The following is a 25,731-nucleotide window of genomic DNA, read 5'->3' as shown; positions in this document are numbered from 1 at the left end:
ACTTTCCATGATTATTGGGTTATACCTAGTGGTAGTAAGATATATCTTACAGACTGGTGCAATTCCAGTTAACCCAACCAAAAAAACAACTAGAAGGAGCTGGAACACAATGGCAAACAACAATTCTTCAAATCAACTTTTAGTACCAGGAGTATCTCAAGCTCTAGACCAAATGAAATACGAAATTGCATCTGAATTTGGTGTAAACCTTGGTGCAGAAACAACTTCTCGCGCTAACGGATCTGTTGGTGGAGAAATCACAAAACGCTTAGTACAAATGGCTGAAAAGCAACTAGGTGGATTTCAAGGCTAATTGAAAATTTAATATAATGGCTAGAGCCCTCCTAATTTTAGGGGGGCTTGCTTTATTTAGTGTATAACCACTTTATCGCATGGAGAAATTGTTGAATAAAGTACTCTCTTTTATGATCCGCATTTTCTCCCAGAATAAATTGATATTGTTCCTTTGGCAGTTTTTTAAAAAATACTTCATTTACCAGCAAAACATTTTCGACCATATACCTTTGGATATTCCCCTTGCTCTTTCCCTCGTCCTCACCAACATACAAAAAAACATTACTCTCCTTCTGCATCTCATTTTTTTGTACATAGGAAAGGCTGTGCGGATACCATAGTGACGGGGAAAGGAGCCCAAATTTAGAAAAATAGTCAGCAAAGTCATACATGGCATATAAAGAAATCAGCCCTCCTAAGGAGGCTCCTATCATTCCTGTGTTTTGTCGATCTGCTTTTGTTTGAAACATTGTATCAATATATGGTTTAATCGTTTGCGTAACAAAGGATAAATAGGCTTTTCCTTCCCCCTTAAATGGAGGCAAAGTGGGATTAAGACTAGGTGAATACCAAGGCGTATACTCATTAAGCCTCTCCTTTGGTTCAATTCCTACAAGTATTACTTCCTCTGCTATATCTAAAGAGAATAATTCTTCTAATTCATGTAAGATAGGATGAAAAAGATTTCCTCCATCATGAATGTAGATTACTGGAAAACTACTTGATAATTTATTATAAGAAGGTGGCAGGTAGATACTCAAAGTTCGAGTTTGTATCTGGACCTCCCTTAACGTTCCCCTCATTTTCCTACTTCTGTGACCATCCATTTATCTACCTCTACACTTTAGCTTTTACTAATAAATAAACAAAATAAGGTGCGCCAATTATACTTAAAATTATCCCAGCTGAAATTTCTGCAGGTGCGACAATTGTTCTGCCGATAAAATCTGCTATTAACATGAAGAGGCTGCCAATTAACCCACAAACTATCATAGAATTTCGATGTTTTAATCCAACTAACAGTCTTGCCATATGTGGAGACATTAGTCCAATAAAACCTATGCTCCCTGAAACAGACACACATGCTCCAATCATGCCAACAGCACATAATAATAATAGCCATTTTTCTTTTTCCACTTTTACTCCTAAACCAATCATTACTGTTTCTTGCAATTGAAATAAATCAAGCGAGTACGCCTTTCGAATAATAAATGGAATGATTAGTAAAAACCATGGTAACATTGCAAGAATAAATAACCAATTGGCATTATAAATACTTCCAGTCAGCCATACTGCTGCCATTTCAAAATCCTGTGCTTTCATTTTTAAGGACATATACATGGCCAAAGAACCAAATCCAGAATTTATGGCTATTCCAGTTAAAATGAGTTTTTGCGAGTTCAGTCTTTCTCTATCTTTTGCTAATAAAAAAATAACAAATGCAGCAATAAATCCTCCAACTAAGCCAATAAGCGGCATACTTAACACAATCCATAAGCTATCCTTATTAAGATTAAGCACTCCTTGAAAGAAAAACATATAGGCAACAATCGCAGCTCCGGCTCCACTGTTAATTCCTAATATTCCAGGATCCGCAAGACCATTTTTCGTTATACTCTGCAGGATAGAACCTGCAATCCCCAATCCGAAGCCAACAAAAATGGCCAAAATAATTCTAGGCAGACGGAACTCAAATATAACTAGATCCGTATTAGCATCAGGATGATAACGAAAAATACTCCTTCCTATATCTTGAAAAGAAAGAATATATTCTCCTTTGGATAAACTAATGATCATGATGATGAGACATAAAGCAATTAATACATAGATCGATACATAGGTTCTTTTTCTTTCATTATCCACGTTGAGTATTCCCTCCTCCCTTTGTCTTTATTAAATACAAGAAGAAAGGAACACCTAAGAAGGCTGTTACGATTCCAATTGGCGATTCAAAAGGGTAATTAATGAAGCGACTGAGAGTATCACATATAACGAGAAATATGGCCCCTATAATTCCAGAGCATGGAATTATTTTTCGATAGTCAACTCCAACTATCATTCTTGTAATATGGGGAATAATTAAACCGACGAAACCTATTTTTCCCGCCAGCGAAACAGAGATCCCCGTCATCACTACAACTGCTGTCATCGTTAAAAGTTGAATAATGAATGTTTTCTGACCAAGGGATGTAGCAATTTCTTTTCCTAACGATAAAATAGCAATCGATTTGGAAAGCGATAATGCCAAAACAATTCCAATAATGGCTATAGGAAAGCAAATAAGCAATAGATCATTATTAAGCTGGTGCAAGCGGGCATTATACCAGAAGCTCATATTTTGGGATACTTGAAAATAGGAGGCAATGGCAGAAGATAAACTGCTTAAAAAAGATCCAAAAACGGTGCCTATAATAGCAAGTCTTAAAGGAGAAAAACCATTCTTCACAACGGAAGCTAAACCTAAAACTAAGAAAACACCTAAGGCAGATCCGAGAAAAGAAAAAGCAACCATTTGAAAGGAGTTCAATCCTGGAAAAAATACAAAAGCAAGTGTTATCATAAATGCTGCACCATCCGAAACTCCCATTATGGACGGCGATGCTAAATAATTCCTTGTCATTCCCTGCATCATAGCTCCGGACATTGCCAAAAGGCCGCCTATTAATAATGTTCCTGCTGCTCTAGGAAATCTGGCTGTCCGGATAATGGTATGCTCCACATTTTCTGCATCAAAATTAAAAAAGGCATCAAAGACTTCCTTTAATGAAATATTCATTGTCCCTAACGAAATAGATAAAAGAATAACTGCAATACATAAAAAAGGCGCACTATATATAATCGCATATGCTCTTACTGTCTCTTTATCCAAATTTGACATCACCTGATCGAATGAACCTCCTTTCAAAAAAAGACCCCCACCAAGATGGAGAAATGAGGTGGGGATAATTCCGTTTCCTTGTTCGCTCTCTTATTTAAATAAATCGGCAAAAGCTTTAAGAAAAGTTGTTTTACTCCATGCAGTTCCCCCAGCTGCCAATGGATCGACTACATTTTCATACACTTGATTATTTTTAACAGCATCAAGGCTCTTCCAAATAGAATTATTCTCTAAATCAGCTAATGCTGTTGGACTATCGGTGTTTTCTGTTTCCTCAAACTGAATAAATAAGTAATCTGGATTCATTTCCGCTAATTTCTCTAATGAAATCATTTCCTGTGCTTTTGCTTTTTTTACTTCTTCAGGAACATCAAGGCCAAGGTCTCCATATAGAACGGGGTTAAAATATACCGTTTCAGGATAAATATATAAGCTGCCTCCTCTTAATCTCAGCATAACAACTTTTTTCTCAGCCAGCTTATCTTGAATGCCTTCTTTTGTCTCTGTAACGTTTTTTTCATAATCCGCAATGATTGTTTCTGCCTTTTCTGTTTTATTTGTCAATTGCCCTAGTAATATTAAATTATCTTTCCAGTTTGTTGAAATGTGAGAAACAGGAATCATTGGTGCAACTTTATTTAGGTTGTCCGCCACCTCTGGTTGAAATTTACTTGTGCCCAGAATAACATCTGGTTTTAGCTGCAAGAGCTTTTCTACACTTGGCTGCATTTTTTCGCCAATTTGCTCTGCTTCCGACATCGAGTCGCCTAGATAAGCAGGGAATTTTCCAGCTGTTGCAATGGCACCTGCTGGTTTAATCCCCAGCATCGCTGCATCTTCCATCGCTTCTTGGCTTGCTGTTACAATTGTCTCCACTTTTGCAGGAATTTCGTATTTTTCCCCTAAATAGGTAACCTCTTGAGTCTTACTTTGTCCGTCCCCTTTACTATCTTTTATCGATGAAGATGTATTTTTTTCTCCCGTTTGACTACAAGCTGTTAATAATAAAAAAGCCGCTAGGAAAATAAAAAATAAATTCTTTTTCATATACTCTCTTTCCTTTCTCTATATAACCCTAATTGAGATTGATAACCTTTATCAATTAGAATTATACTGAAAAAAGCTCTGATTATAACATGGATAATTTCCGCTAATATGCTTGTACTTTTTCCTTTTCTATCATCAGCTCTCGGAGATTATCAAGAACTCTTAAATGGGAACTTGCAGAATACTCATTCCATGGATCTGAATGGATAAAAGCAACTTTCCTATTTTTAACTGCTGCTATACAATTCCATTCTATTGAGCATTTCAATTTGTCCCAAGCGTCAATTGTCTCCATATCCTGGCGAATATTAACAAATAAATAAGTTGGATTTAAGCTTACTAAGTCAGAAAGTGTAATGGCTTCGCTTAATTGAATATCTTCTTCAGGCTGTGCTGACGTAAATCCTAAATCTTTATACACAAGCTCAATAGCTGTTCTAGAACGATTGAGGACTATTGTATTTTTAAATAGGCTTACTACTAACACAGCTTCGTTCTGCAATGATTCCTTCAATAACTTTCTTGTTTCCTTTACTTTATCTTCATATATTTTTAAAAAGTTTTCTGCGTCTGTTTCGCAATTAATATAGGTCGCTATTTCTAACAATTGGTTTTTCCAACTGCTATTTTTGAATGAATAATAATAGACTGGTGCAATTTTTTCGAGTTCCTGCTTCTCTTCAGCTGATATGTCATCCTTCGCGATTATTTTATCTAGTTTCACTGCAGACAGTTTTTGTATGTTGTTTTCCCATTCTGAATGAATCTTGTAGGTATTTAAATGGATAAGAATATCATCTCGAAAATTCTGATAATAATAATTGGTCCATTTAGGATGCAGTGGAGCTGCATAGGGAATTATCTGAAGTGCAAGTAAATGACCGGTAGTCGAAAAATCATAAGATGCAATCTTCACCTCTCGCTTCTTCCTATAAATCGTTGGCGGTATTCCAACGATTTTTTTGAACACTCTACTTAAATAAAATTCATCCGCATAACCAACGCTTGCTGCAATTACTCGCAAGCTATTCGATGTTTTGATTAGTAATTCTTTTGCCCCGCGTATACGGATTTCTGTTAAAAAATCCTGCACACCTATTCCATACTCTTTTTTAAAAAGCTGGGAGTAGTATTTAGGGCTTAGCCCCGCTCTTTTTGCTAATAAAGCGGTAGAAATCGCATCAGCATAATGCTTCTCCATATATCTTTTGGTCTCTTCTATCGCAATCATTGTATCTTTTGGAATTTTTTGCTGTTGATTGGTCACAAAATAATGAAAAATCATCGAACGTTTTGCCTTTTTTAGAAAATGATTATTTATTGATTCATCTTGTTCTAATTTGAACAGGTCCTCCATTATAAGCTGAATTGTGTCAGCTGACTGAAAAACAAATGATTTCAAGATACTTTTCTCATTCTTTAACACTACTTTTGTATATGTATCCCTATTTATCGCTTTCTTTTGATACAATTGAAATGGCAGCAAATAATAGTCAGCACTGCAAGTTTTTTTAAATTGAAGTTGATAGGTGCTATCCGCTGGAATAAATAAAAGATCCCCTTTACTGAAGAGAAACTTATCGATATCAATCGATAGCATCCCTTCTCCCCTATTAATATAAATAAATAGATAACTAGTTGATAAAACCCGCTCTATCTTCTTGTCATATAATCGTTCTATACGGCCATAGTTTATTTCCATACTCTCCCAGTTATGAATCATCTCATTTTCCTCTCTTGTTATTTTCTTTATTTATATGTATAATATATTTACCTAATTAATATTGATAATCATTATCACTTATTTTACCAAATTATTGCATAGAAAGAAATAGGTGGCGATATTCTTGATGAAATGGAAAGAAAGCTTTTATATTCCCAATACAGAAATTTGGACATATTCTATTGATGAGACAAAAAAATATAAACTCTTTGTCTATATCCCAAATATCCCCGTTCCTGAAGATGGATTTCCTGTCCTCTATCTTTTGGACGGCAACGCTAATTTTGGTAGTTATGTAGAAGCGGTACGCTTGCAGACTAGAACACGAGAAAAAACCGGATTACATCCTGCTGTTATCATTGGTATAGGCTATGAAACTATTGAACCTTATAGTGAGGAAAGATATTTCGACTTTACTTTTCATGCAGACCAGACACAGCTTCCTAAAAATCCAACTGGCACACAATGGCCTCCTCTTGGCGGCGGCAGACAATTTCTTTCCTTTATCGAACAGAAATTAAAGCCATTAGTAGCGCAAAACATTCCAATAAACACAAAAAAGCAAATGATTGCTGGTCATTCACTCGGAGGTCTTTTTGTTCTTTATACACTCTTCACCGTCCCTTCTTCGTTTCAATATTATCTGGCAAGCAGCCCATCCATCCATTGGAACGAAGAGCAGCTATTAAAAGAGCTAGACTTCTTTCCCAAAAGGCTAAACAATCTAGACACAAATAAATTGCTGCTTACCGTTGGAGAAAAAGAGAAATCACATTTTACACAAATGCATCAAAAGGCAATTACTCTCTCTGAGAAATTGCAGTATTATCATTCTCCTTCCTTCCAGCATATTTTTCATGAATTTAAAGAAGAAGATCATCTTACTGTATTACTGCCATTAATCAATAAAACGATACGTTTTATAAATGATAAATGAATTTTACTAAAAAAGGTTTTAAAGCAATCAGGTGGGCTAATCCCTTTTTTGGAGGTTAAATCGGATAGAAGAGATGGAGGCGTTGTTATTATCAAAATAAAAATGGACTTAAATGCGGAAGAAGTGAATGCTCAGAAGGTACAGACTTTATAGCCTTTAAAACAAACAAAATGTCTATAAATAGCGCAAATAAAATTTATACCATTTTGTTTAAACTGTGGGGAAGTCAATTTAATCCGTTTTGATCTCGCTATTTTTATAAAAATAGCATACTAAGTTAAGGAAGTCTTCCCATAACTAAAAAATGGTACTAGCGTTTGCAAAATAATAGAATAGTTAAAGTTTACAGCAAAAAACACCCGAGGCTTGCCATATAAAACGAATGCGGCAAATCTCGGGTGTTCCTATTTCTCCACAATAATTAACTTTTCCTAACTTACTAAACTTGCCCCTTGCTGCAACTGATACATCTGATAATACTTGCCCTTTCTTGCCATTAATTCGTCATGGTTCCCTTTTTCTACTATCTCCCCATGATCAAGGACAAGTATTTGATCCGCATTGCGAATCGTTGATAAACGATGGGCTATAATAAAAGTCGTTCTGCCTTCTTTTAGGACTTCCATTGCATGTTGAATTATTTGTTCTGTTTCTGTATCAATACTGCTTGTTGCTTCATCTAGAATTAGGATTGCTGGATCAAAGGCCAGAGCTCTTGCAAAGGAAATGAGCTGTCTTTGTCCGCTGGATAAAGTACTTCCCTTTTCTATCACAGGCTCATCATATCCTTTTTCTAAATGCTTTAATACTCTATCTGCTCCAACATCCTTCAATGCTTTCTCCACAGCTTCTCGTGAAATAGAAGGATCGTTTAAGGTTACATTGGACGCGATAGTTCCTGTAAATAGAAAAGGATCTTGGAGAACAATTCCCATATATTTACGAAGATCTTGCTTTGAAAATGACATAATATCTTTTCCATCTATCTTAATCTTTCCTGATTGAATATCATAAAAACGGAATAAAAGATTCATAATCGAGCTTTTTCCAGATCCCGTATGACCAACCAATGCAACTGTTTCACCTTGTTTTGCTTCAAAGGAAATATTCTTTAACACATAGTCGTTATCTTTATAGGCAAAGTTAACTTGATCAAAGGTGACATTTCCTTTATATCTTTCTAATGTAACATCTTTCACATCTATTCCATCTTCATCCAATAATTCAAATACTCGTTCCCCTGCAACAAGTGCTTGTTCTAAATTGGCCAATTGATTGACAATACCTTGTACTGGCTGGAATAATCGGTTTATATAATCAACAAAGGCATAGAGCATTCCAAGAGAAAGTGCTGTAGCTGCTGATAAAGACTGACCAGCAACATACCAGATGAAAACAACAAATACGATGTTTCTTAACACGTTCACTAAGTTATGGGAAGTAAGACTGTTTAATCGAAGCATCTTATTTTGATAGCGAAAATGCTCGTTATTTAAATTCTCAAATTCTTTTCTCGTTTGTTTTTCTTTGCTAAACGCCTGAATGATATGCATCCCTTGAATAGATTCATTAACCATTCCATTAATATCACTAATTTTCGCTCGAATAACATGATTGTATCGGGAAGCAAATTTGCGATATCCGATCATCCATATATATAAAATCGGCAGTAAAATTAAACATATTGCCGCAAGTGGTGGATTTAAGATAAATAAGGCAATATAGATTCCAATAATATTAATTCCACTAGAGAAGAAGTTGGATAGGACTGTTACATATAGTTCCCTAATTGCTTCTGTATCGTTTGTTACTCTAGCAACTACTTTACCTGCAGGAAGATTATCGAAATATTTGATAGGCAACCGCTGAATTTGGGCAAATACATCTTCGCGCATTTTCTGAATAATTCGGTTGGCTGACTTTTGTAATAAATAGTGCTGGCCATATTGGAAAATGGCAGAAATAATGACTAATCCAAAATAAAAAGATAACAGCTTTAAAATAGGCGTAATCTCGGGTTTATAGAAATCAAATACTTCCGCATTTGATAACAGCGTGGCAGGATATGTTTCTACGTCTGTCCCTTTTCTTATAGTCAATGTTCCGTCATGAAACTCGCGACTTCCATCAAATGAAATCTTCCCTTCCACAAAAAGAAATTGTCTTCCCACTTGGAGGATTCTTACTTCTGCAAGCTTTTCTTCATCGGAATCAAGATACGCTGCTTTTTTGTAGAAATTCCCCTTATATTTTACTGCCTCTTTTGTTGATTCTGTTTGATACCATTGTGATTCAATCCCCGTTATATGATCATCAATTACCTTTTTAGCAACAAATGGACCAGCCAGATCGGCGATAACAGCAATTGTCAGCATGATTAACGCAGCAATAATAATACCTTTGAATTTTAATGCATATTGAAATAATCGTTTACCAGTAGTCATGCTTTCACCTCCGCTTCATCTGCCTCCACTTTTGTCTGTTGCGTTATATATTGTTCCTTATACCAGCCATTTTGTTTCATTAACTCCTCATGTGTTCCATGTTCTGCAATATGGCCATCTTCCATCACAATAATATGATCGGCATGCTGAACAGCAGTCATTCGATGAGTTGAAATAATCGTTGTTTTTGCTTGTCGTTCTTTCTTTATATTCGTGATAATTTTTTGTTCTGTTTTTGCATCTACCGCTGATAAAGAATCATCTAGAATGAGAATTTCTGGTTTACGGATAAGTGCTCTCGCAATCGATATCCGCTGCTTTTGTCCCCCAGACAAAGCTACTCCTTTTTCCCCTACAAGTGTTTCTAACCCCTCTGGAAGCATTTCGATATCCTGGTCAAAAGAGGCAAGACGAATTGCTTCTTCTAATTCTCCTTCAGCAGCACCTTCTTTTCCAAATAAGATATTTTCTCTCACTGTTTTTGAAAAAAGGACATGATCTTGGGGAACATAGCCAATCCAGCCTCTTAATGTATGCAAATCAATGGAATCAATGCTATTCCCATTAATCACCAGCTTCCCTTCCCCTTTCGGATATTCTCGAAGCAGCTGTTTAATTATCGTTGTCTTTCCACTACCTGTTTTCCCAACAATCCCAACTGTTTCTCCTCTTCTAATGGTCAAATAGATGTCACGAAGATTCTCTTGTTTAGACGATGGATATTGAAATTGCACATCTTTGAACTGAATAATTTCAGGAACTTCTTCTGTCTTTCCATTCTCCGGATTACTTACATCCGCCTTGTAACTCAATGTTTCCTGGACCCGATCTAAAGAAGCGTTGCCTCGCTGTATAATATTCATTAATTCACCAACAGCGAACATTGGCCAAACAATCATTCCTAAATAAACATTGAATGTAACAAGCTGCCCAATTGTCAACTGCTGTTGAAACACTAAGTAAGCACCATATCCAAGTCCAATTAGATAGCTTAAACCAACAAGAATTCGAACAGTTGGATCAAATAAAGAATCTATTTTAGCCACATGTAAATTCTTCTTATAGACATCTTCTGTGAAATGATGGAATTGTTTTTGTTCTTCTTTTTCCAAAACATAAGCACGGATTACTCGGACTCCTGAAATAGACTGAAGAACACTATCATTCATATCACCAAATGCATCCTGTGCTTCCATAAAGCGTTTATGGATTCTCTCCCCATATATTTGCATGATAATGGCCATAATAGGCAGTGGAAGAATTGCTGCCAATGTTAATTTCCAGCTTACGGTAATCACCATTGTAATTAAAATCGTCAGCATAAAAATCGTAGAATCAACCAATGTCAAAATTCCAAATCCTGCTGTAACGGAAACAGCCTTTAAATCATTGGTTGCTCTGGCCATTAGATCGCCTGTTTTATTTTTTTCAAAAAAAGTTGGCGTCATCTTAAATAGATGATTCATAAATTTACTTCTTAACTTCAATTCTAAAATATTGGCTCCACCAAATAGCTTATACATCCAAAAATAAGTGATAATATACGTACTTATGGTGATCCCTGCCACCCCAAGTATATAGACCAATGTCTTATTGCTCGTTAATGATCCAATCGTTAGTTCATCAATAAACATGCCGAGGATTCTTGGCGGTAACACTTCTATAAACCCTACAAAAATTAAAAGAATAATAGCTATTGTATAACTCTTCCAATGTTCTTTAAAAAACCATTTTAATTTAAAAAATATCGAAAACATTCACTCATCCCCTGTCTCTCTTCATCTGCAACTAGCCACTTTCTAAATCCTTTAATGCCTTTCTTGCTTCTTTGATCATAACAATCATTACCTTCTCCTCCTTTATTTTTTGAAAACAAATGTTGATCACCCAATTAAGAATTTTTCCACAAAAAAAGAGACAGACCGCAACCATGCGATCTATCTCTTTTATGACAGAAAACTACACAGGCTACCTATATGGCAACCATCTACATCCGCACTAAAATGATCGAAAAGAAAGCAGAAGGTTACCGACATATGAAGTTATAAATACATCATGTCTATTTAGTCTTCTCATCGGTAACTCCTCCTTTCTCTACATTTATTTTCCAATATAATTGAGATTAACATGTAGATTTTATAATGTCAATTGCCATTATTCCGAAAATTAAAGATTTTTAATAATTTAATTGAACTTCTTCTTTTCCAGCTATTGCGTCTTTTGCCTCCTTTTCTTTTGCTAATTTAGGTAATACTAGGCTGTAATAAAAACCGACTAAAAGAAAGCAAGCACCGACAAACCAGTATATTATTTCAATAGAAAACCATTTAGGATAACCAATAGAGATAAGTCCTAATGTAATAGACTGTGACAGCATCATTAACGGGGTTATCCACCCTTGAACTCTTCCCATCATCTTCGGCTCAATAATCGTCGGCATCCAGCCTCCTATTGCAATATTAATCAGCGGAAGCCCCAGTGCTAAGAAGAAACAGATGGTTAAGAAGACTAAGATATTCGGTGAATAAGATGCCAAAATAGTCATTATGGCAATATAAAATGCGCCAGTGATAATCAACTTATACAATTTAACCGTCTGTGCAAGAAGAGAGGAAAGGAAACTTCCAATCATAACCCCTGCTCCAAAGACAATTCCAAAATAAATCGATACTTGTTCGTAATTATCAGGTGCTAGTTTATATTTCAAAATAAAGACCTGCATGACGCTAAATCCACCATTGACCACTCCAAAGGCAATAAATCCATATATTAATGCCATCAATAACTTATTGGTCAATATATATTTTAAGCCAATCATAAAGTCACTCCATATAAAGCGAATATTTAATTCCTTTAAAGTATGACTGCCATTAGGCTTTCGAACAGTTTCATCCAGCTTCATTGATTTAATAAGCAATCCGCTAATAGTTAAGGTTGCTACATCCACTAAGATTGCGCCATAAATGCCTAGTGTCCAATAAACAAATATTCCAATCGCATTACCAAATAACATAAAGATACTATTCACTAATTGATTTAATCCTGCTGCGGTTGTAAAATCATCTTTTTTTAATACGCCTTGCAGAATACCTTGTTCCGCTGGGAAAAAGAATTTTTGAACGGCACTTCTTAAAAACAACATCATAAAAATAAGTGGCATCCAGCCAATAAGAACTGCCCCCAACACAAATAGTGACAATACAGCTGCAATCATCTCACAATAATAGGCAATCTTTTGGCGGTCCATCCGATCTGCTACAACTCCGACTAAAAAAAACACGGCTAAAGTTGGCAAAGAAAACATTAATTCAGTCACTGTTGCATAAGCAGGCTGCTCAGAAAAACGATCGAGAATATAAAACATAAAAGCCGTTAAACCAATAACACTGCCCATTTGGGAAGTGACATTGGCAATAAAGAGTCTAGTAAAGCTCGTATTTTTGAATATTTCTGCAAATTTCTTCATCTATTATCCCTCATCCTTTAGTTGATGAGTTCATTTTAGCTTTCTTCCTTTGGAATAAGAACATTCATCTGATGGTTTCTTCGTCGGTCTACAGACGGAAAGAAATTCCATTATAAAGGCTGATGCCCCTCCATTTCAGTAAGGAAGTGAGGGTTCTCTTCCGATGAAAAATAGAGATTGCTCTGTTGTTACTTATTAACTATATCAGCAGGATGGGAGGCTCTTTGCTCTCACTGTTCTCTTCTTTCTTTGTTCTGCTTTCTTTCGGTACAGTGACCCGTCCTCTTTTCTCTTTTCTCTTTTCCCTTTTCCCTTGACTTCTCTTCCTCTCGGGCTCAAAGAACGCTTCTGTCCCCTTAGCAAGTAGCAAGCAAAACTTGCACGGACATATACCTTTTCTCCAAAACAAATAGGCTGTCCCTAAATTAATCTTGAATTGGTCAGTCATTCAAGATTAATTTAAAAACAGCCTATATCTTATTTCACGGTGCTTATTCGCCTAAAAGTTCATTAAAACGATCCTTTGATTCTTTTTCGTCAAAGCTAGAAAAAATCCGGAAATGATCTTCGTCAATAATACGAAAATGCTGACTAATGATATTCTGCTGCAGAATAAATCCGTTCTTTTTTTCTACTTCTCTCCACCATACTTTTCCGCCCAATGTTTTCTCTTTTCGGTAATCCATTCCATCACGAGCAACGGTCTCCAACACCTCTAAAGGTTCATTACCAAATAAGAAGCGAACTGTTTCAGTTTCTCTAAAGAGTGCGCAAACCGCTACTACAGTAGACCAGCCAGCATATAGCCTACCTTTCTCAATTTGCACTAACGTCTTTTTTGACAAGCCAATAACCTCTGCCATCTTATCTTGGGTATATCCCGCTTCTGTGCGTATTAATCTCATCTTTTCTGATACACTCTCAATAATTTCTTCTCTAGTCAAAGTTTCTTCATTCCCTTATTAGTTATGTGTAATTTTACACCATATTTACTATATTATAAGCTTCCTTTAGACAAATTTCAATTTAAAACTATTTGTTATTTAAAATTTATTTTTATTCTCCAACTTTATTTGACTAAATATTTGCTTTACTTCCTAAAAAAGGAACTAGTAATGGCAGAAGCGAAATAAAAATAAAAAAAGCCTATGTTCTCCATGAAAACAAGGCTTTCCTATTTATTATTTTGCTAGATTGTATTGTGTTAGCGAATCCTTTAATTCCTCGTTACTGCTCTTCATTATTTCTGCTGTTTTTGCCACATTTCCAATAGCAGAAGTTTGTTCATCTGTACTAGAAGCAATTTGTTCCACTGCCGCTGCAACTGACTCTGATACTTCTGATACTTTTGCAATAGAGCTAGAAATATGATTATTTTGCTCTACAACTCGGTTTAGCTCTACTGTCATTTCTTTCACTGCCTCAATACTATTTACTACAGCCCTAGCAATTGCTGTAAATTCTTTTTCTGTATCCTTTACGGCAGTATCTAATTCAGCGGTTTGATTAGTTGTTTCATAAATGGACATAACCGTGCTTTCCATTTCTTTCTCGATATTTTGAATCATATCTTGAATCTGTTTAGTAGCCGAATTTGTCTCTTCTGCTAAATTACGAACTTCATTGGCAACAACTGAGAAGCCTTTTCCATGCTCACCGGCTCTAGCAGCTTCAATGCTTGCATTTAAAGCAAGCAGGTTTGTTTGTTCTGCTATTCTATTAATTGTAGAAGTAATTTTAGAGATATCTAAGACTTTTTGATATAAGCCACTAATTCCAATACTTACTTCATTCGTTGATTTGCTAGCATTTTCATTACAAATTTTTAAAGTATTAATAGTCTTTTGTCCATTATGTGATGCTTCTTGAGCATTTTCAGTTGCTTTCTTAATGATTTGATTTTTCCCTTCCATATTATCGATGGAATTGGTTAAGCTATCTATCTCTCTTTTCACTTCTTCTAATTCGGAAGCCTGGCTAACAGCTCCCTCAGCAATTTCAGCCATTGCTCTACCAATTTCTTCGGCACTAGCCAATGTTTCTTCAGCAATTACAGATACATCACTAGCTTGACTTATTCCAGTTTCATTTACATTTTTCAAGCTTGAAACAAGGAAGGCAAACTTTTCTTGCAATTCGCTAATAGAACGATTCAGCTGGCCAATTTCATCTTTCGATTTATCATTGAATTCAACAGATAAATCACCATGTGCCAACCTATGTACCTTGTCATTAAGACGGGATATGGCTTTTAATTTCCCCTTCATTAGCACATTAAAAACCAGTGCGCTTAATATAGTAAGAATAATTACTGAAGCTACTATGATTAAATAATCGCTATAAGTGAAGGATAACAAGCCTTGCAAATTTTCGTTTTTAGCAATAAAAAACCCGCTAAAAGCACTAATACAAGTAGTAATAAGGAGAAGCACATTAAACCCAATAAGCGATTTCCCTTTAAAATTATCTTTCTTTTTCATTCGTAACATCCTCTCTTCCGCCGTCCATAATAAGGAGCCATTTCCTAGCAACACCTTTAAATATCCTTAAAACGCTTTCACATATAATAACTTTGTTCTCTCTCTATGTCTTTAATATCGGTAATTTTTACCCATTTTTTAGCCTTTATTTGTAATTCTTTTATAAATTTTTTTACAGAAATAAAAATAGGAGAAATGCCTAATTTTTTTTTCATTCACGTAAGAATCGGAAAGTTTACGAGCCAAATTTTTTTCTAAGCATAAAATACAACGATATCTCCTTCTTAGAAAATTAGAAAGGATGACTGATGTTGTTTAATATATTTGTAGATCAACAGATTAAATTACGTTTATTAGAGCGGACGGACTCTCATGAACTATTTCAATTAGTGAATAAAAATAGGAAGTATTTAAGAAAATGGCTTCCATGGGTGGATCAAATAACTTCTCCTTATCAATATCAAACAATCATTCCCATATGGAATCAACTTTTCACAGAGCAAACAGAACTAAATGCAGGTATTTTTTTTAATAGCAGATTAGTAGGAATGGTTACATTACAACAAATTGATTGGGCAAGCCGCAAAGCTAGCATCGGCTATTTTTTAGCTGAAGATGCACAAGGGCATGGCATTATGACAAAATGTGTTGTTGCTATCTTAAATTATGCGTTTTACTATTTAAAGCTAAACAGAATCGAAATACAATGTGGGGTAAAAAATAGCAAAAGCCAAGCAATTCCTGAGAAACTTTCCTTTAAAAAAGAAGGAATTATCAGAGATGGCGAATTTCTTTATGACCATTTCCATGACCTATATTCCTATAGCATGCTGGCCAGAGAATGGGCAGCCAAATATTAGATTTCTATTCCACATGTACACGAGAAGAAAGAATTTTTTATCTGCAGGACGTATTTCTCATCTTACTGGAGGTTTATGCACTTAACTACTTTACGGGCAAATTTCGCTAACACACATTTTCTATTTTAGCCGTTTTATTGCCCGTTAAGAGTGGAATAATAACAAAGAATCGCTTGAATCCTCTTCCTCTCTTTATCTTCCACGATTTTATTTTATGTAAGAAAAGGTATAATATAAGAAAATAGAAGTTTTAGGATACAAAAAGATTGTAAACTAATACTGCCTTGAGAACAAAAGAATGGTGATGAACGAAATAATGATTGGAATGCAACTACTATTAATTGTCATACTAACTGCTTTTTCTGCTTTTTTTGTAGCAACAGAATTTTCTATTGTTCGTGTGCGACCTGCAAGAATTGAGCAACTTGCAGAGGAAGGCCACAAAAATGCGCGTACTGTAAAAAAAATCATTGAAAATATTGATGCTTATCTTTCGGCTTGCCAATTAGGAATTACTATTACGTCTTTAGGATTAGGATGGTTGGGACAACCTACTATTTTAAAATTGATTCAGCCTTTAATGAATGAGTTGGCTGTACCAGCTGCTCTATCACAAGGTTTAGCCTTTGTTTTATCTTTTTCTATTATTACATATATTAATGTAGTGATTGGAGAGCTCTTTCCGAAGTCTGTTGCTATTATCCTTACAGAGAAGGTCTCTTTATTAGTGAGTAAACCATTAATCTGGTTTTATAACATTATGTATCCTTTTATATGGATTCTCAACAAATCATCTAGACAAGTAGCGAAGTTATGGGGAATTACCAATCCTACAACCAATAGTGACGCCTTGTCAGAAGAAGAACTGCAGATTGTACTAAAGGAAAGTTATAATAATGGGGAAATTAGTTTATCTGAATACAACTATGTTAATCGTATTTTTGCTTTTGATAACCGGCTAGCAAATGAAATTATGATTCCAAGAACAGAAATGGTTACTTTATCAGACCATTTATCCATTGATGAAGCAATAAATATCATTCAAAAAGAACGCTATACGAGGTATCCACTTACCAAAAATGATGATAAAGACAGCATTATTGGCTTTATCCATATTAAACAATTACTAACGGACTGGTTAAAAAATGAAGGTTATGAAAATAAATCATTATTGGAGTATGCACAACCGATTATTCATATAATCGAAACAACTCCAATTCAAGCTGTTTTCTTAAAGATGCAGAAGGAAAGAACGTCTATTGCCATTCTTCATGATGAATTCGGTGGAACAGCTGGTCTAATTTCCGCGGAAGATATCTTAGAAGAAATCGTTGGCGAGATTAGAGATGAATTTGACGAAGAGGAAACGCCTCTTATTCAAAAAATTAATGATCATCACTATATTCTTGATTCCAAGCTTCCCCTGACAGAGGTAAACGAGGTTTTATCGCTATCAATCGATCGAGAAGATATTCATACACTTGGTGGATGGATTTTATATCAAAATCCGAATTTAAAAAAAGGGGAAACAATCGAATATAATGGCTACTTATTCAAGATTGATAAAATGATTCGACAGCATATTTTTAGCTTTGATGTTCAAAAAATACCTGCACCCTTAGCAGAAAATAAATAAATTTTGTACGATGAGCCGTTTTATGTGTAAGAACGGTTCATCGTACTATTTTTGTTCCCTCTTCTTTCATATCTTGGATATAAGACAATTAACATGAAATTTCTCTTTTCTCATATATTTATTTTATAGACAGAAAATTAAAAAAGTAATCGTTATCAAGTTTGACTGGATAGTTTGGCTTACCGTATAATAATTAGTAAAACTAAACAATTGCGAGGTGGTATAATGGGATTGTTTATCTAAATAAAGAAACTTCATACAGCTTCTTTCATACAAACGTTTATTATACTAGCTTCCGCATCGAACCTGCTTTATAAATGTAATTTTTTTATAAAATATACATCACTGGTGCATCCTCATGGCTGGAAAAACTGTGATTATGTGTAGAAAATAAAGAACTTTATTACTAGATTGTACTCGATAGAGATTTCGCTCATTTCAATCTGAATTAATCAGGAGGTGACTCCTTACTCGGTAAACGAGATAAGGAAATTTATTTGGACATATTTAACTTGGTTATAATAGCCATTTTAATTGCTTTGACTGCTTTTTTTGTAGCTTCAGAGTTTGCTATTATTAGAGTTCGTAGTTCAAGGATTAATCAGCTTATAGAGGAAGGTCATAAAAATGCCCTTTCTGCCAAAAAGGTTACTAGCAATCTCGATGAATACTTATCTGCCTGCCAATTAGGGATAACTGTTACAGCGCTCGGTATTGGTTGGATTGGCGAAGAAACAGTTCAGCACGTTTTAGCACCATTACTACAAATTATCCATGTTCCTGATACAGCAATAACCGTCTTATCCTTCTCTTTAGCATTCGCCTTCATTACTTTTTTACATGTAGTAGTTGGTGAACTTGCTCCCAAAACATTCGCCATTCATAAGGCAGAACAAATTACTTTATGGGCAGCAAAACCATTAATCCTATTTTATAAACTGCTTTATCCCTTTATATGGACTTTGAATGGCTCTTCTAGAATTATTACAAGAATGTTTGGAATAAAGGCTGCTTCTGAGCATGAGTTAGCACATACAGAAGAAGAACTTCGTATTATTGTCTCTGAAAGTTATAAAAATGGTGAAATCAACCAATCGGAGTTTAAATATGTAAATAATATTTTTGATTTTGATGATCGAATAGCTAAAGAAATTATGGTACCACGAACAGAAATTGCTTCTCTTGAACAATCAAGTACATTAGAGGAGTTGCTTAACCTTATCCAAAAAGAGCAATTTACTCGATATCCAATTACAGATGGGGATAAAGATCATATTATCGGCATGATTAATGTAAAAGAAATCATGACAGAGTTACTTAAATCAAGAGATCTAACGACTAAAACATTAAAGCCATATATAAGGCCTGTCATCCGTGTAATTGAAACCTATCCTATTCAAGATCTATTGTTAAAAATGCAAAAAGATCGTATTCATATGGCCATCTTAATGGATGAATATGGTGGAACATCTGGATTAGTTACAGTAGAAGATATTATTGAGGAAATTGTTGGCGATATATGGGATGAATTTGATCAGGAAGAGGTCCCTACTGTACGCATTATAAAGGAAAATCATTATATCTTGGATGCTAAGGTGTTAATAAATGAAGTAAATGCTTTACTGCAAATAGACATAAACGATGAAGTCATCGATACATTAGGCGGCTGGATTCTCACTTCTAATTACGAAGCGTCAGAAGGAGACACAGTTATGTTCAAATCTTACGCTTTTAAAATTGTGGAAATGGAAGACCATCATATTAAATACGTCGAAGTAAAAAAATTATCCAATGTTCCGGTACAGCAAACAAAGCATATTACGGTGCAGCAATCCATTCCCTCTCCTTCATCTGAGGCTGAGATTGTGTCCTAAAACATTTAATACCAACTTAAATAGAGGGTGGGACATAAGTATTTCAATCAAATATACCCCCGAACAATTATACGTACACACTAAAAAATACTCGTATAATTGTTCGGGGGTTAATTAAATTTAAGAACGAAGGTTTGTGGTGATCACCGCAGCCTGAATACACTTCGCTTTCGATAGGGTGCTCGTTAAGGCTATGTTCTCCTTCTAAGAGATTTCATTCAATGGCCGTAGCTGATTGAAGCAGAATGGAAATAAATTTTCTCTTCTTTAGTCATTCACCATTGACTCATCAAATTTATAACCTACACCCCAAATAGTATGAATAAAAGGTTGTTCCTTTGTGCCAATCTTATTTCTTAACCGTTTGATATGGACATCTACCGTTCTCTCATCCCCATAGAACTGATAGCCCCACACTCGATCTAATAGCTGTTCCCTTGTGAAAACTTGTTTTGGATTACTGATTAAATAATAGAGTAGATCAAATTCTTTCGGTGTTAAATTAGTCATTACTTTATTATTATAGATGACTTCTCTTGTTTCCTTGCTTATTTTAAAATGCTCTGTTGTAAGAAACTTGTCTTCAACCTGGTTCGTTGTTTCTTTTTGGTATCTTCTCGTTACCGCTTTAATTCTTGCCATCAATGTCAACGGGCTGAATGGTTTTGTTACGTAATCATCTGCCCCCATCTCCAGGCCAAGCACTTGATCTGATTCGCTGTCTTTTGCAGTAAGCATAATAATCGGAACAGAACTAACTTCTCTAATCTTACGGCAAATCGTAACGCCTTCCATTCCTGGCAGCATCCAATCAATAATGATAATATCCCAGTTTTGATTTTCTAGGAAAAAGTCTAAAGCTTCTTTTCCATTGTGAATAAAATTCCCTTCATATCCTTCTTTTAAGAAAAACATTTCCAGCATGGAGCAAACACTCTCATTATCTTCGATTACAAGTATTTTCATCCTAACACTTCCTATTTTCTAGCATTCCTTCTTTGCTACTTATTATAGCAGATGTAATGTGCAAGTTTCATTTCCAGCTAGTGAAAAGGAAGAAAAATAGTGTCTTTATTTGAAACAACCAAAACTCTAAACGATTCATCCAATATTTCTGCATAAAAAGTTTTTTAATTGTAGTAAACTAATAAAATGAACTATCCTAGTTAATAACACCACCTATAAAGGAGTTATTGATATGATTCATTCTCTCGCTATAAATAAAGAGAAGCAGCTACTCACTAATCTTTCCGTTGAAGAGCTAGTTGCAGGTGATTATGAATGGTTTTGGGTTGACTTTGATCAGCCAATCGATGAAGAAATTGAAAAATTACATCATCCTTTTAATTTTCACCCCTTATCTATTGAAGATTGTCTTCATAATTTACAAAGGCCTAAAATTGATTATTTTGAAACCTATACCTTTTTTGTCACTCATTGTTTAAATCCTAAAACAGTGAAGAAGGACGAGCTTAATATTTTTTTGGGGAAAAATTTTATCGTTACTTTCCATCATCATGCCTCTGTGGAAGTCAATGCCGTAAAAGAAATGTTACTAAAAGAGGAAACTGCAGCATGGACACAATACACGGTTCTTTATCAGCTACTCGATCACCTTGTAGATAATTATTTTCCTATTGTCTATGAAATTGAGGATTCTCTCGCAGAAATCGATGAGAATCCTACTAATAAAACGATGGAAGCATTGCTGGATGAATTATTTTCTACTAGGCACCAGCTGCTTTCCTTGCGACATACAGTCGTCCCAATGAAAGATTTATTACATCAAATGATTAATACGGAAAAACTGGCTGCTCTCTTAATGAAAAGAGAATATTATTCTGATATCTATGACCATTTATTAAAAATCAGTGAATTAATTGAATCCAATCGTGAATTAACAACAGACATAAGGGATAGTTATCTATCCTATAATTCTCATCATTCCAATCGAATTATGCAAATCCTTACTGTTATTACAACTATTTTTATGCCACTAAGTTTCTTAGCAGGCTTATATGGGATGAACTTTTTAAATATGCCGGAGCTGCACTGGCAATATGGATACTTCCTTCTATTATTTGTTATGGCCAGCATAGGAGTGGGCATGTTTATATTGTTCAAAAGAAAAGGATGGTTTAAATAATATTCTGTTATTAAATGCAGAGCATTGATTAGCTATATTTCAAAACTATTATGATAAAATAGAATTATCACTATTTTCACCATATAGGATTATTACATAGAATTTGGGGGGATTAACGATGGAGTCATCAAATTTTCAAACAGAGGCTATCCTAGAAAAACCACAGCATAAGATTATGCCGAAAAGAGTTTTAGCAAAGAGAATAATTTTCATTATTATCGGCAGTATTTTAATGGGAATAGGCATTGAGGAGTTTCTTGTTCCTAATAAAATACTAGATGGAGGAATTGTCGGAATTTCTATCATTCTCTCCCATTTATCTGGCGCGAAATTAGGCTATTTTATCTTTTTACTTAATATTCCCTTCTTCTATATCGGCTACAAGCAAATTGGCAAGACCTTTACTCTTTCCACTATGCTAGGTATCACAGTCCTTTCTCTTACTACAATTTTATTACACGATGTACCTGTATTTACATCTGATTTACTTCTCGCAACGGTATTTGGCGGTATTATCCTCGGCATTGGCGTGGGAATTGTCCTCCGTTTCGGCGGCTCCCTTGATGGAACAGAGGTATTAGCTCTCCTTTTCAGTAAAAAAAGCCCCTTTTCTGTTGGCGAAATCATTATGTTTTTTAACGTCTTCATCTTTATTAGTGCTGGATTTGTTTTCTCGTGGAATCGAGCAATGTATTCACTAATTGCCTATTTTATTGCTTTTAAGGTCATTGATATTGTTATAGCTGGTCTGGATGAATCAAAATCAGTCTGGATTATTAGCGATCATTCAGAAATCATCGGAGAAACGATATTAGCAAGGCTTGGGCGCGGCGTTACATATCTAAAGGGGGAAGGTGCCTATACTGGTGACACGAAAAAAGTCATTTTCTGTGTGATTAACCGTCTCGAAGAAGCAAAACTTAAAACAATTATTGAAGAGTTGGACCCTGCTGCCTTTCTTGCCGTTGCCAACATCTCGGAAGTTCGCGGAGGCAGGTTTAAGAAAAAAGATATTCATTAATATTTTTCTCTTTGTTATTGCCTAAAAAGCTAAACATTTTTTAGGCTCCCTCTTTCTACGCAATCTTCCTTCTATGGGCACTTTGGAACCTTCCAAATAACTCTATACTTAGTCAGGAAAATAGAAAATCAAAACTATTCCTAGGTTTATTTCTCTTCTTTTTTGTGAAAAATTTCATTTGATAGGAGGTTATGATTTGCGGAAAAACATAACATTATCGATTATAATCGGCTCAAGCTTTGTTTGTTTACTTTGGCTAATTGGCTTAGGCTGGGTATTAATCGACTATAACATTCAGCCTGAAAGAAGCGCCAAAATAGCTAGTGAAGAGAAAATAAAAGAAATGGAGAAAGATGGCATACGCCTTTTAGCTCTAGGTGATTCCCTTACCCGTGGAACCGGCGATGATACTGGGAAGGGTTATGTTGGTTATCTTTCTGATGCTCTAGAAGAAAAAACAGAGGAAGATATCACTATTACCAACTATGGGATCAAAGGATTAACGACCGATAAATTGGCCGAACAAGTAAAAGAAGACGAAGTACAAAGACAAATAACTCATGCTGATCTTCTCTTTATAACAATTGGCGGGAACGATCTTTTTCAAGGGGGAGAATCCTTATCTGAACTCAATGAAGATTCTATAAACAAATTAATGAAAGCTTATTCCAAACAATTGCAGGCGGTACTTACATCGATTCGATCCATTAATAAAGACACCCCCATCTATTTAATGGGCTTATATAATCCTTTTAATGATTTAGACAATAGTGCTTTAACTTCCCAGGTAGTCCGCACTTGGAATAATGCGACTGCTGAAATATGTGCTAATTATCCGCAAACTATTTTTGTTCCAACCTATGATATTTTTCAGCAGAATGTTCAGCAATATTTATATTCTGACCATTTCCATCCAAATAAAAAGGGCTATCAGCTGATGGCTGAACGGGTAGCATCCCTTATTTCCTGGGAGGTAAATGACAATGAGTGACATTACGTTATCAGTTTCGCATTTAACGAAAAAAATCGGAAAGCGGGCTATTATTAAAGACATTAGCTTTGAATTAAAAAGCGGAGAAGTATTTGGTTTTCTTGGACCAAATGGTGCTGGGAAAACAACAACCATCCGGATGCTTGTTGGATTAATCAAACCTACCTCTGGTCAAATATCCATTTGCGGCTATGATGTCAAAAAAGATTTTGCCAAAGCAATGGAGCGCTTAGGCTGTATTGTGGAAAATCCAGAGCTTTATCCTTATTTGACCGGATGGGAAAACTTAAAATACTTTGCCCGAATGTTGACAAATGCAGATGATAAGCGAATAACAGAAGTTGTGGAATTAGTAGGATTAACGGAACGCATTCATGACAAAGTTAAAACATATTCCCTAGGAATGCGCCAGCGTCTTGGAATTGGACAGGCATTATTAAGCAGGCCGAAAGTTTTGATACTAGATGAACCAACCAATGGATTAGACCCTTCTGGTATAAGAGAAATGAGGCAGTTCATTCGTTTTCTGGCAAAAGAAGAAGGTCTAAGTGTATTAGTATCCAGCCATTTATTAAGTGAGATTCAGCTCTTATGTGATCGTGTATCCATTATTTTAGACGGAAAAATTATCCATACTGAATCAGTACATACTTTACTGACGCAAAAGGAAAAATTAATTTGGCGATTTACCCCGTTAGAAAAGGGAATAGAAATCTTGAATAAACTTGCTCCATCTGTCACAGTCCAGGAAGAAATGGTGATTACCCCCTACATAGAAGAAGAAGTTTCTATGTGGAGCCGTTCATTGATGGAAGCCAATGTCGATATAAAAGAAATGAATCGGCAAATCCCTTCTCTTGAGCATCTATTCTTAGAGCTGACAGGAGGTGATTCTGCCGGTGAATAAACTCATCTATAATGAAATGCTAAAGCTTGTGAAAAGTAAGCGATTATTGGTTGTAACGATTATTATCGGAATAATGATCACGATGTTCACCTACGCACAGCATCGTGAAATGGAAAACGTCAAAAAAAGAATTGGCGATACAGACTGGCGTGTCACCCTGCAGCAATCAATTGTCGATATGCAAAACAGAATCGGTTCAAGTGGGATTTCCGAAGAATTCCGCTCCCAGTTAAAAGTTCGCATCGACCAAAGTCAGTATTATCTCGATCATAACATCAACCCGCAAGATCCAGGTGCTCCCACCTTTTTGCGCGTGTTTCTCGATAATTCCATTCAGCTGCTTCTACCGTTAATGGTAATGATTATTTCAGCTGATATGGTTTCTTCAGAAAAAAGTTTAGGAACCATTAAGCTGCTGCTGACAAGACCGGTACGGCGTTGGAAAATTCTTTTAAGCAAATATATTACGCTTATTCTCTCGGTCTCCTTTATCTTACTTATGTTCGGGCTATTTTCTTATCTTATTTCCGGATTATTCTTTGGATATACAGGGTGGACCGCACCAATGCTAACTGGATTTACCGTGGAGGCTGGTGAATTAAATACTGCCAATGTCCATTTAGTCCCGCAATGGCAATACATTCTCATGATTTTTGGACTCGGCTGGTTTGTGTCTGTTGTCGTAGGGACACTTTCCTTTATGTTCTCTGTCCTTATTAAAAGTACAGCTGCAGGAATGGGCGCTATGCTCGCATTCTTGATTTCTGGTACTATCATTAGTTCGATCGCTTCTTCATGGGAATCAGCCAAATACTTTTTCATGGTAAACTTGCGTCTAACAGATTATCTCCAAGGGAATATACCGCCAATAGAAGGCATGTCTCTGCCATTTTCCCTGATGGTACTATCTATTTGGGGATTAGCAGGGATTATTATCTCCTTCCTTGTCTTTACGAGAAGGGATGTTTACTAAAGTTTAATGTTGTTATACGCATAAAAACGGAACTTCCCATTTTGGGAGAAGTTC

General features: G+C 35.4%; 21 protein-coding genes. 10 read left to right on the top strand and 11 right to left on the bottom strand.

Going from position 1 to position 25,731, the window contains the following annotated elements; translation table 11 throughout:
* The first annotated feature begins 109 nt into the window (after positions 1 to 109).
* A complete protein-coding gene (locus NSS71_RS25085; RefSeq protein ID WP_031535675.1) occupies positions 110 to 313 on the top strand; it encodes an alpha/beta-type small acid-soluble spore protein in 204 nt (67 codons plus the stop codon).
* Between the two features lie 52 nt (positions 314 to 365).
* Here the strand turns inward: NSS71_RS25085 and NSS71_RS25080 are convergent, their stop codons facing one another.
* The 5 genes from NSS71_RS25080 to NSS71_RS25060 form a co-directional block, all read right to left on the bottom strand.
* Entirely contained in the window at positions 366 to 1,121 is a 756-nt protein-coding gene (locus tag NSS71_RS25080) for an alpha/beta hydrolase (protein WP_341152144.1), read from the bottom strand.
* Between the two features lie 10 nt (positions 1,122 to 1,131).
* Complete coding sequence (locus NSS71_RS25075; RefSeq protein WP_047943029.1) at positions 1,132 to 2,166, bottom strand: FecCD family ABC transporter permease; 1,035 nt, start codon at positions 2,164 to 2,166, stop codon at positions 1,132 to 1,134.
* A complete protein-coding gene (locus NSS71_RS25070) occupies positions 2,150 to 3,172 on the bottom strand; it encodes a FecCD family ABC transporter permease (RefSeq protein WP_047943141.1) in 1,023 nt (340 codons plus the stop codon). The genes NSS71_RS25075 and NSS71_RS25070 overlap by 17 nt, the downstream gene beginning before the upstream one ends.
* 90 nt (positions 3,173 to 3,262) lie before the next feature.
* Entirely contained in the window at positions 3,263 to 4,219 is a 957-nt protein-coding gene (locus NSS71_RS25065) for an iron-hydroxamate ABC transporter substrate-binding protein (RefSeq protein WP_341152143.1), read from the bottom strand.
* A gap of 103 nt (positions 4,220 to 4,322) precedes the next feature.
* On the bottom strand, positions 4,323 to 5,942 hold the full coding sequence (locus NSS71_RS25060; protein ID WP_341152142.1) for an AraC family transcriptional regulator: 1,620 nt from the start codon (positions 5,940 to 5,942) through the stop codon (positions 4,323 to 4,325).
* A 127-nt stretch (positions 5,943 to 6,069) separates the two neighbouring features.
* Between NSS71_RS25060 and NSS71_RS25055 the strand changes: the two genes are divergently transcribed.
* Positions 6,070 to 6,879: an alpha/beta hydrolase gene (locus NSS71_RS25055; protein ID WP_341152156.1), complete on the top strand. Its 810-nt coding sequence runs from the start codon at positions 6,070 to 6,072 to the stop codon at positions 6,877 to 6,879.
* A 431-nt stretch (positions 6,880 to 7,310) separates the two neighbouring features.
* Here NSS71_RS25055 and NSS71_RS25050 read toward each other — a convergent pair whose 3' ends face one another.
* The 5 genes from NSS71_RS25050 to NSS71_RS25030 all read right to left on the bottom strand — a co-directional run bounded on the left by NSS71_RS25050 (position 7,311) and on the right by NSS71_RS25030 (position 15,269).
* Positions 7,311 to 9,323 carry an ABC transporter ATP-binding protein gene (locus NSS71_RS25050; RefSeq protein WP_095320223.1) on the bottom strand — a complete coding sequence of 671 codons (2,013 nt, stop codon included), beginning with the start codon at positions 9,321 to 9,323 and terminating at the stop codon, positions 7,311 to 7,313.
* Complete coding sequence (locus tag NSS71_RS25045) at positions 9,320 to 11,080, bottom strand: ABC transporter ATP-binding protein (RefSeq protein ID WP_341152141.1); 1,761 nt, start codon at positions 11,078 to 11,080, stop codon at positions 9,320 to 9,322. The genes NSS71_RS25050 and NSS71_RS25045 overlap by 4 nt, the downstream gene beginning before the upstream one ends.
* A gap of 419 nt (positions 11,081 to 11,499) precedes the next feature.
* A complete protein-coding gene (locus NSS71_RS25040; protein ID WP_095321607.1) occupies positions 11,500 to 12,789 on the bottom strand; it encodes an MFS transporter in 1,290 nt (429 codons plus the stop codon).
* Between the two features lie 491 nt (positions 12,790 to 13,280).
* The gene (locus tag NSS71_RS25035; RefSeq protein WP_047943022.1) at positions 13,281 to 13,733 is read right to left on the bottom strand and encodes a helix-turn-helix transcriptional regulator; all 453 of its coding nucleotides are present in this window, start codon (positions 13,731 to 13,733) and stop codon (positions 13,281 to 13,283) included.
* 237 nt (positions 13,734 to 13,970) lie between these two features.
* Complete coding sequence (locus tag NSS71_RS25030) at positions 13,971 to 15,269, bottom strand: methyl-accepting chemotaxis protein (RefSeq protein ID WP_161798423.1); 1,299 nt, start codon at positions 15,267 to 15,269, stop codon at positions 13,971 to 13,973.
* Positions 15,270 to 15,580: 311 nt separating this feature from the next.
* Here NSS71_RS25030 and NSS71_RS25025 point away from each other — a divergent pair, with 311 nt between their 5' ends.
* From NSS71_RS25025 to NSS71_RS25015, 3 genes are all read left to right on the top strand, one after another.
* Complete coding sequence (locus tag NSS71_RS25025) at positions 15,581 to 16,129, top strand: GNAT family N-acetyltransferase (protein WP_061797621.1); 549 nt, start codon at positions 15,581 to 15,583, stop codon at positions 16,127 to 16,129.
* A 298-nt stretch (positions 16,130 to 16,427) separates the two neighbouring features.
* Positions 16,428 to 17,765 (top strand): hemolysin family protein, encoded by a 1,338-nt coding sequence (locus NSS71_RS25020; protein WP_235850416.1) that lies wholly within the window; start codon positions 16,428 to 16,430, stop codon positions 17,763 to 17,765.
* 497 nt (positions 17,766 to 18,262) lie between these two features.
* Complete coding sequence (locus tag NSS71_RS25015; RefSeq protein WP_095321604.1) at positions 18,263 to 19,639, top strand: hemolysin family protein; 1,377 nt, start codon at positions 18,263 to 18,265, stop codon at positions 19,637 to 19,639.
* Positions 19,640 to 19,906: 267 nt separating this feature from the next.
* Here NSS71_RS25015 and NSS71_RS25010 read toward each other — a convergent pair whose 3' ends face one another.
* Entirely contained in the window at positions 19,907 to 20,605 is a 699-nt protein-coding gene (locus NSS71_RS25010; protein WP_061797625.1) for a response regulator transcription factor, read from the bottom strand.
* A 232-nt stretch (positions 20,606 to 20,837) separates the two neighbouring features.
* Here NSS71_RS25010 and corA point away from each other — a divergent pair, with 232 nt between their 5' ends.
* The 5 genes from corA to NSS71_RS24985 all read left to right on the top strand — a co-directional run bounded on the left by corA (position 20,838) and on the right by NSS71_RS24985 (position 25,677).
* Entirely contained in the window at positions 20,838 to 21,785 is a 948-nt protein-coding gene (gene corA / locus NSS71_RS25005; protein WP_061797628.1) for a magnesium/cobalt transporter CorA, read from the top strand.
* Between the two features lie 175 nt (positions 21,786 to 21,960).
* Positions 21,961 to 22,806 (top strand): YitT family protein, encoded by an 846-nt coding sequence (locus NSS71_RS25000; RefSeq protein ID WP_369989488.1) that lies wholly within the window; start codon positions 21,961 to 21,963, stop codon positions 22,804 to 22,806.
* 196 nt (positions 22,807 to 23,002) lie between these two features.
* Positions 23,003 to 23,797: an SGNH/GDSL hydrolase family protein gene (locus NSS71_RS24995; protein WP_144581061.1), complete on the top strand. Its 795-nt coding sequence runs from the start codon at positions 23,003 to 23,005 to the stop codon at positions 23,795 to 23,797.
* Entirely contained in the window at positions 23,790 to 24,704 is a 915-nt protein-coding gene (locus tag NSS71_RS24990) for an ABC transporter ATP-binding protein (RefSeq protein ID WP_095321602.1), read from the top strand. Before NSS71_RS24995 ends, NSS71_RS24990 begins: the two co-directional genes overlap by 8 nt.
* Positions 24,697 to 25,677, top strand: a complete 981-nt coding sequence (locus NSS71_RS24985; protein ID WP_061797640.1) for an ABC transporter permease — start codon at positions 24,697 to 24,699, stop codon at positions 25,675 to 25,677. The genes NSS71_RS24990 and NSS71_RS24985 overlap by 8 nt, the downstream gene beginning before the upstream one ends.
* Positions 25,678 to 25,731 lie beyond the last annotated feature (54 nt).

The sequence above is a fragment of the Niallia sp. FSL W8-0951 genome, from assembly GCF_038006525.1.
Lineage (GTDB): Bacteria > Bacillota > Bacilli > Bacillales > Cytobacillaceae > Niallia > Niallia circulans.
This window is presented reverse-complemented; position numbering and strand designations above follow the sequence as displayed.

Excerpts from the sequence above, each read along its gene's own strand:
- NSS71_RS25050 (WP_095320223.1), bottom strand. The coding sequence starts at position 9,323 with ATGACTACTGGTAAACGATTATTTCAATATGCATTAAAATTCAAAGGT.
- NSS71_RS25020 (WP_235850416.1), top strand. The coding sequence starts at position 16,428 with ATGGTGATGAACGAAATAATGATTGGAATGCAACTACTATTAATTGTC.
- NSS71_RS25000 (WP_369989488.1), top strand. The coding sequence starts at position 21,961 with ATGCCGAAAAGAGTTTTAGCAAAGAGAATAATTTTCATTATTATCGGC.
- NSS71_RS25080 (WP_341152144.1), bottom strand. The coding sequence starts at position 1,121 with ATGGATGGTCACAGAAGTAGGAAAATGAGGGGAACGTTAAGGGAGGTC.
- NSS71_RS25010 (WP_061797625.1), bottom strand. The coding sequence starts at position 20,605 with ATGAAAATACTTGTAATCGAAGATAATGAGAGTGTTTGCTCCATGCTG.
- NSS71_RS25040 (WP_095321607.1), bottom strand. The coding sequence starts at position 12,789 with ATGAAGAAATTTGCAGAAATATTCAAAAATACGAGCTTTACTAGACTC.
- NSS71_RS25030 (WP_161798423.1), bottom strand. The coding sequence starts at position 15,269 with ATGAAAAAGAAAGATAATTTTAAAGGGAAATCGCTTATTGGGTTTAAT.
- corA (WP_061797628.1), top strand. The coding sequence starts at position 20,838 with ATGATTCATTCTCTCGCTATAAATAAAGAGAAGCAGCTACTCACTAAT.
- NSS71_RS25045 (WP_341152141.1), bottom strand. The coding sequence starts at position 11,080 with ATGTTTTCGATATTTTTTAAATTAAAATGGTTTTTTAAAGAACATTGG.
- NSS71_RS25070 (WP_047943141.1), bottom strand. The coding sequence starts at position 3,172 with ATGTCAAATTTGGATAAAGAGACAGTAAGAGCATATGCGATTATATAT.
- NSS71_RS25065 (WP_341152143.1), bottom strand. The coding sequence starts at position 4,219 with ATGAAAAAGAATTTATTTTTTATTTTCCTAGCGGCTTTTTTATTATTA.
- NSS71_RS25085 (WP_031535675.1), top strand. The coding sequence starts at position 110 with ATGGCAAACAACAATTCTTCAAATCAACTTTTAGTACCAGGAGTATCT.
- NSS71_RS25055 (WP_341152156.1), top strand. The coding sequence starts at position 6,070 with ATGAAATGGAAAGAAAGCTTTTATATTCCCAATACAGAAATTTGGACA.
- NSS71_RS25060 (WP_341152142.1), bottom strand. The coding sequence starts at position 5,942 with ATGATTCATAACTGGGAGAGTATGGAAATAAACTATGGCCGTATAGAA.
- NSS71_RS24990 (WP_095321602.1), top strand. The coding sequence starts at position 23,790 with ATGAGTGACATTACGTTATCAGTTTCGCATTTAACGAAAAAAATCGGA.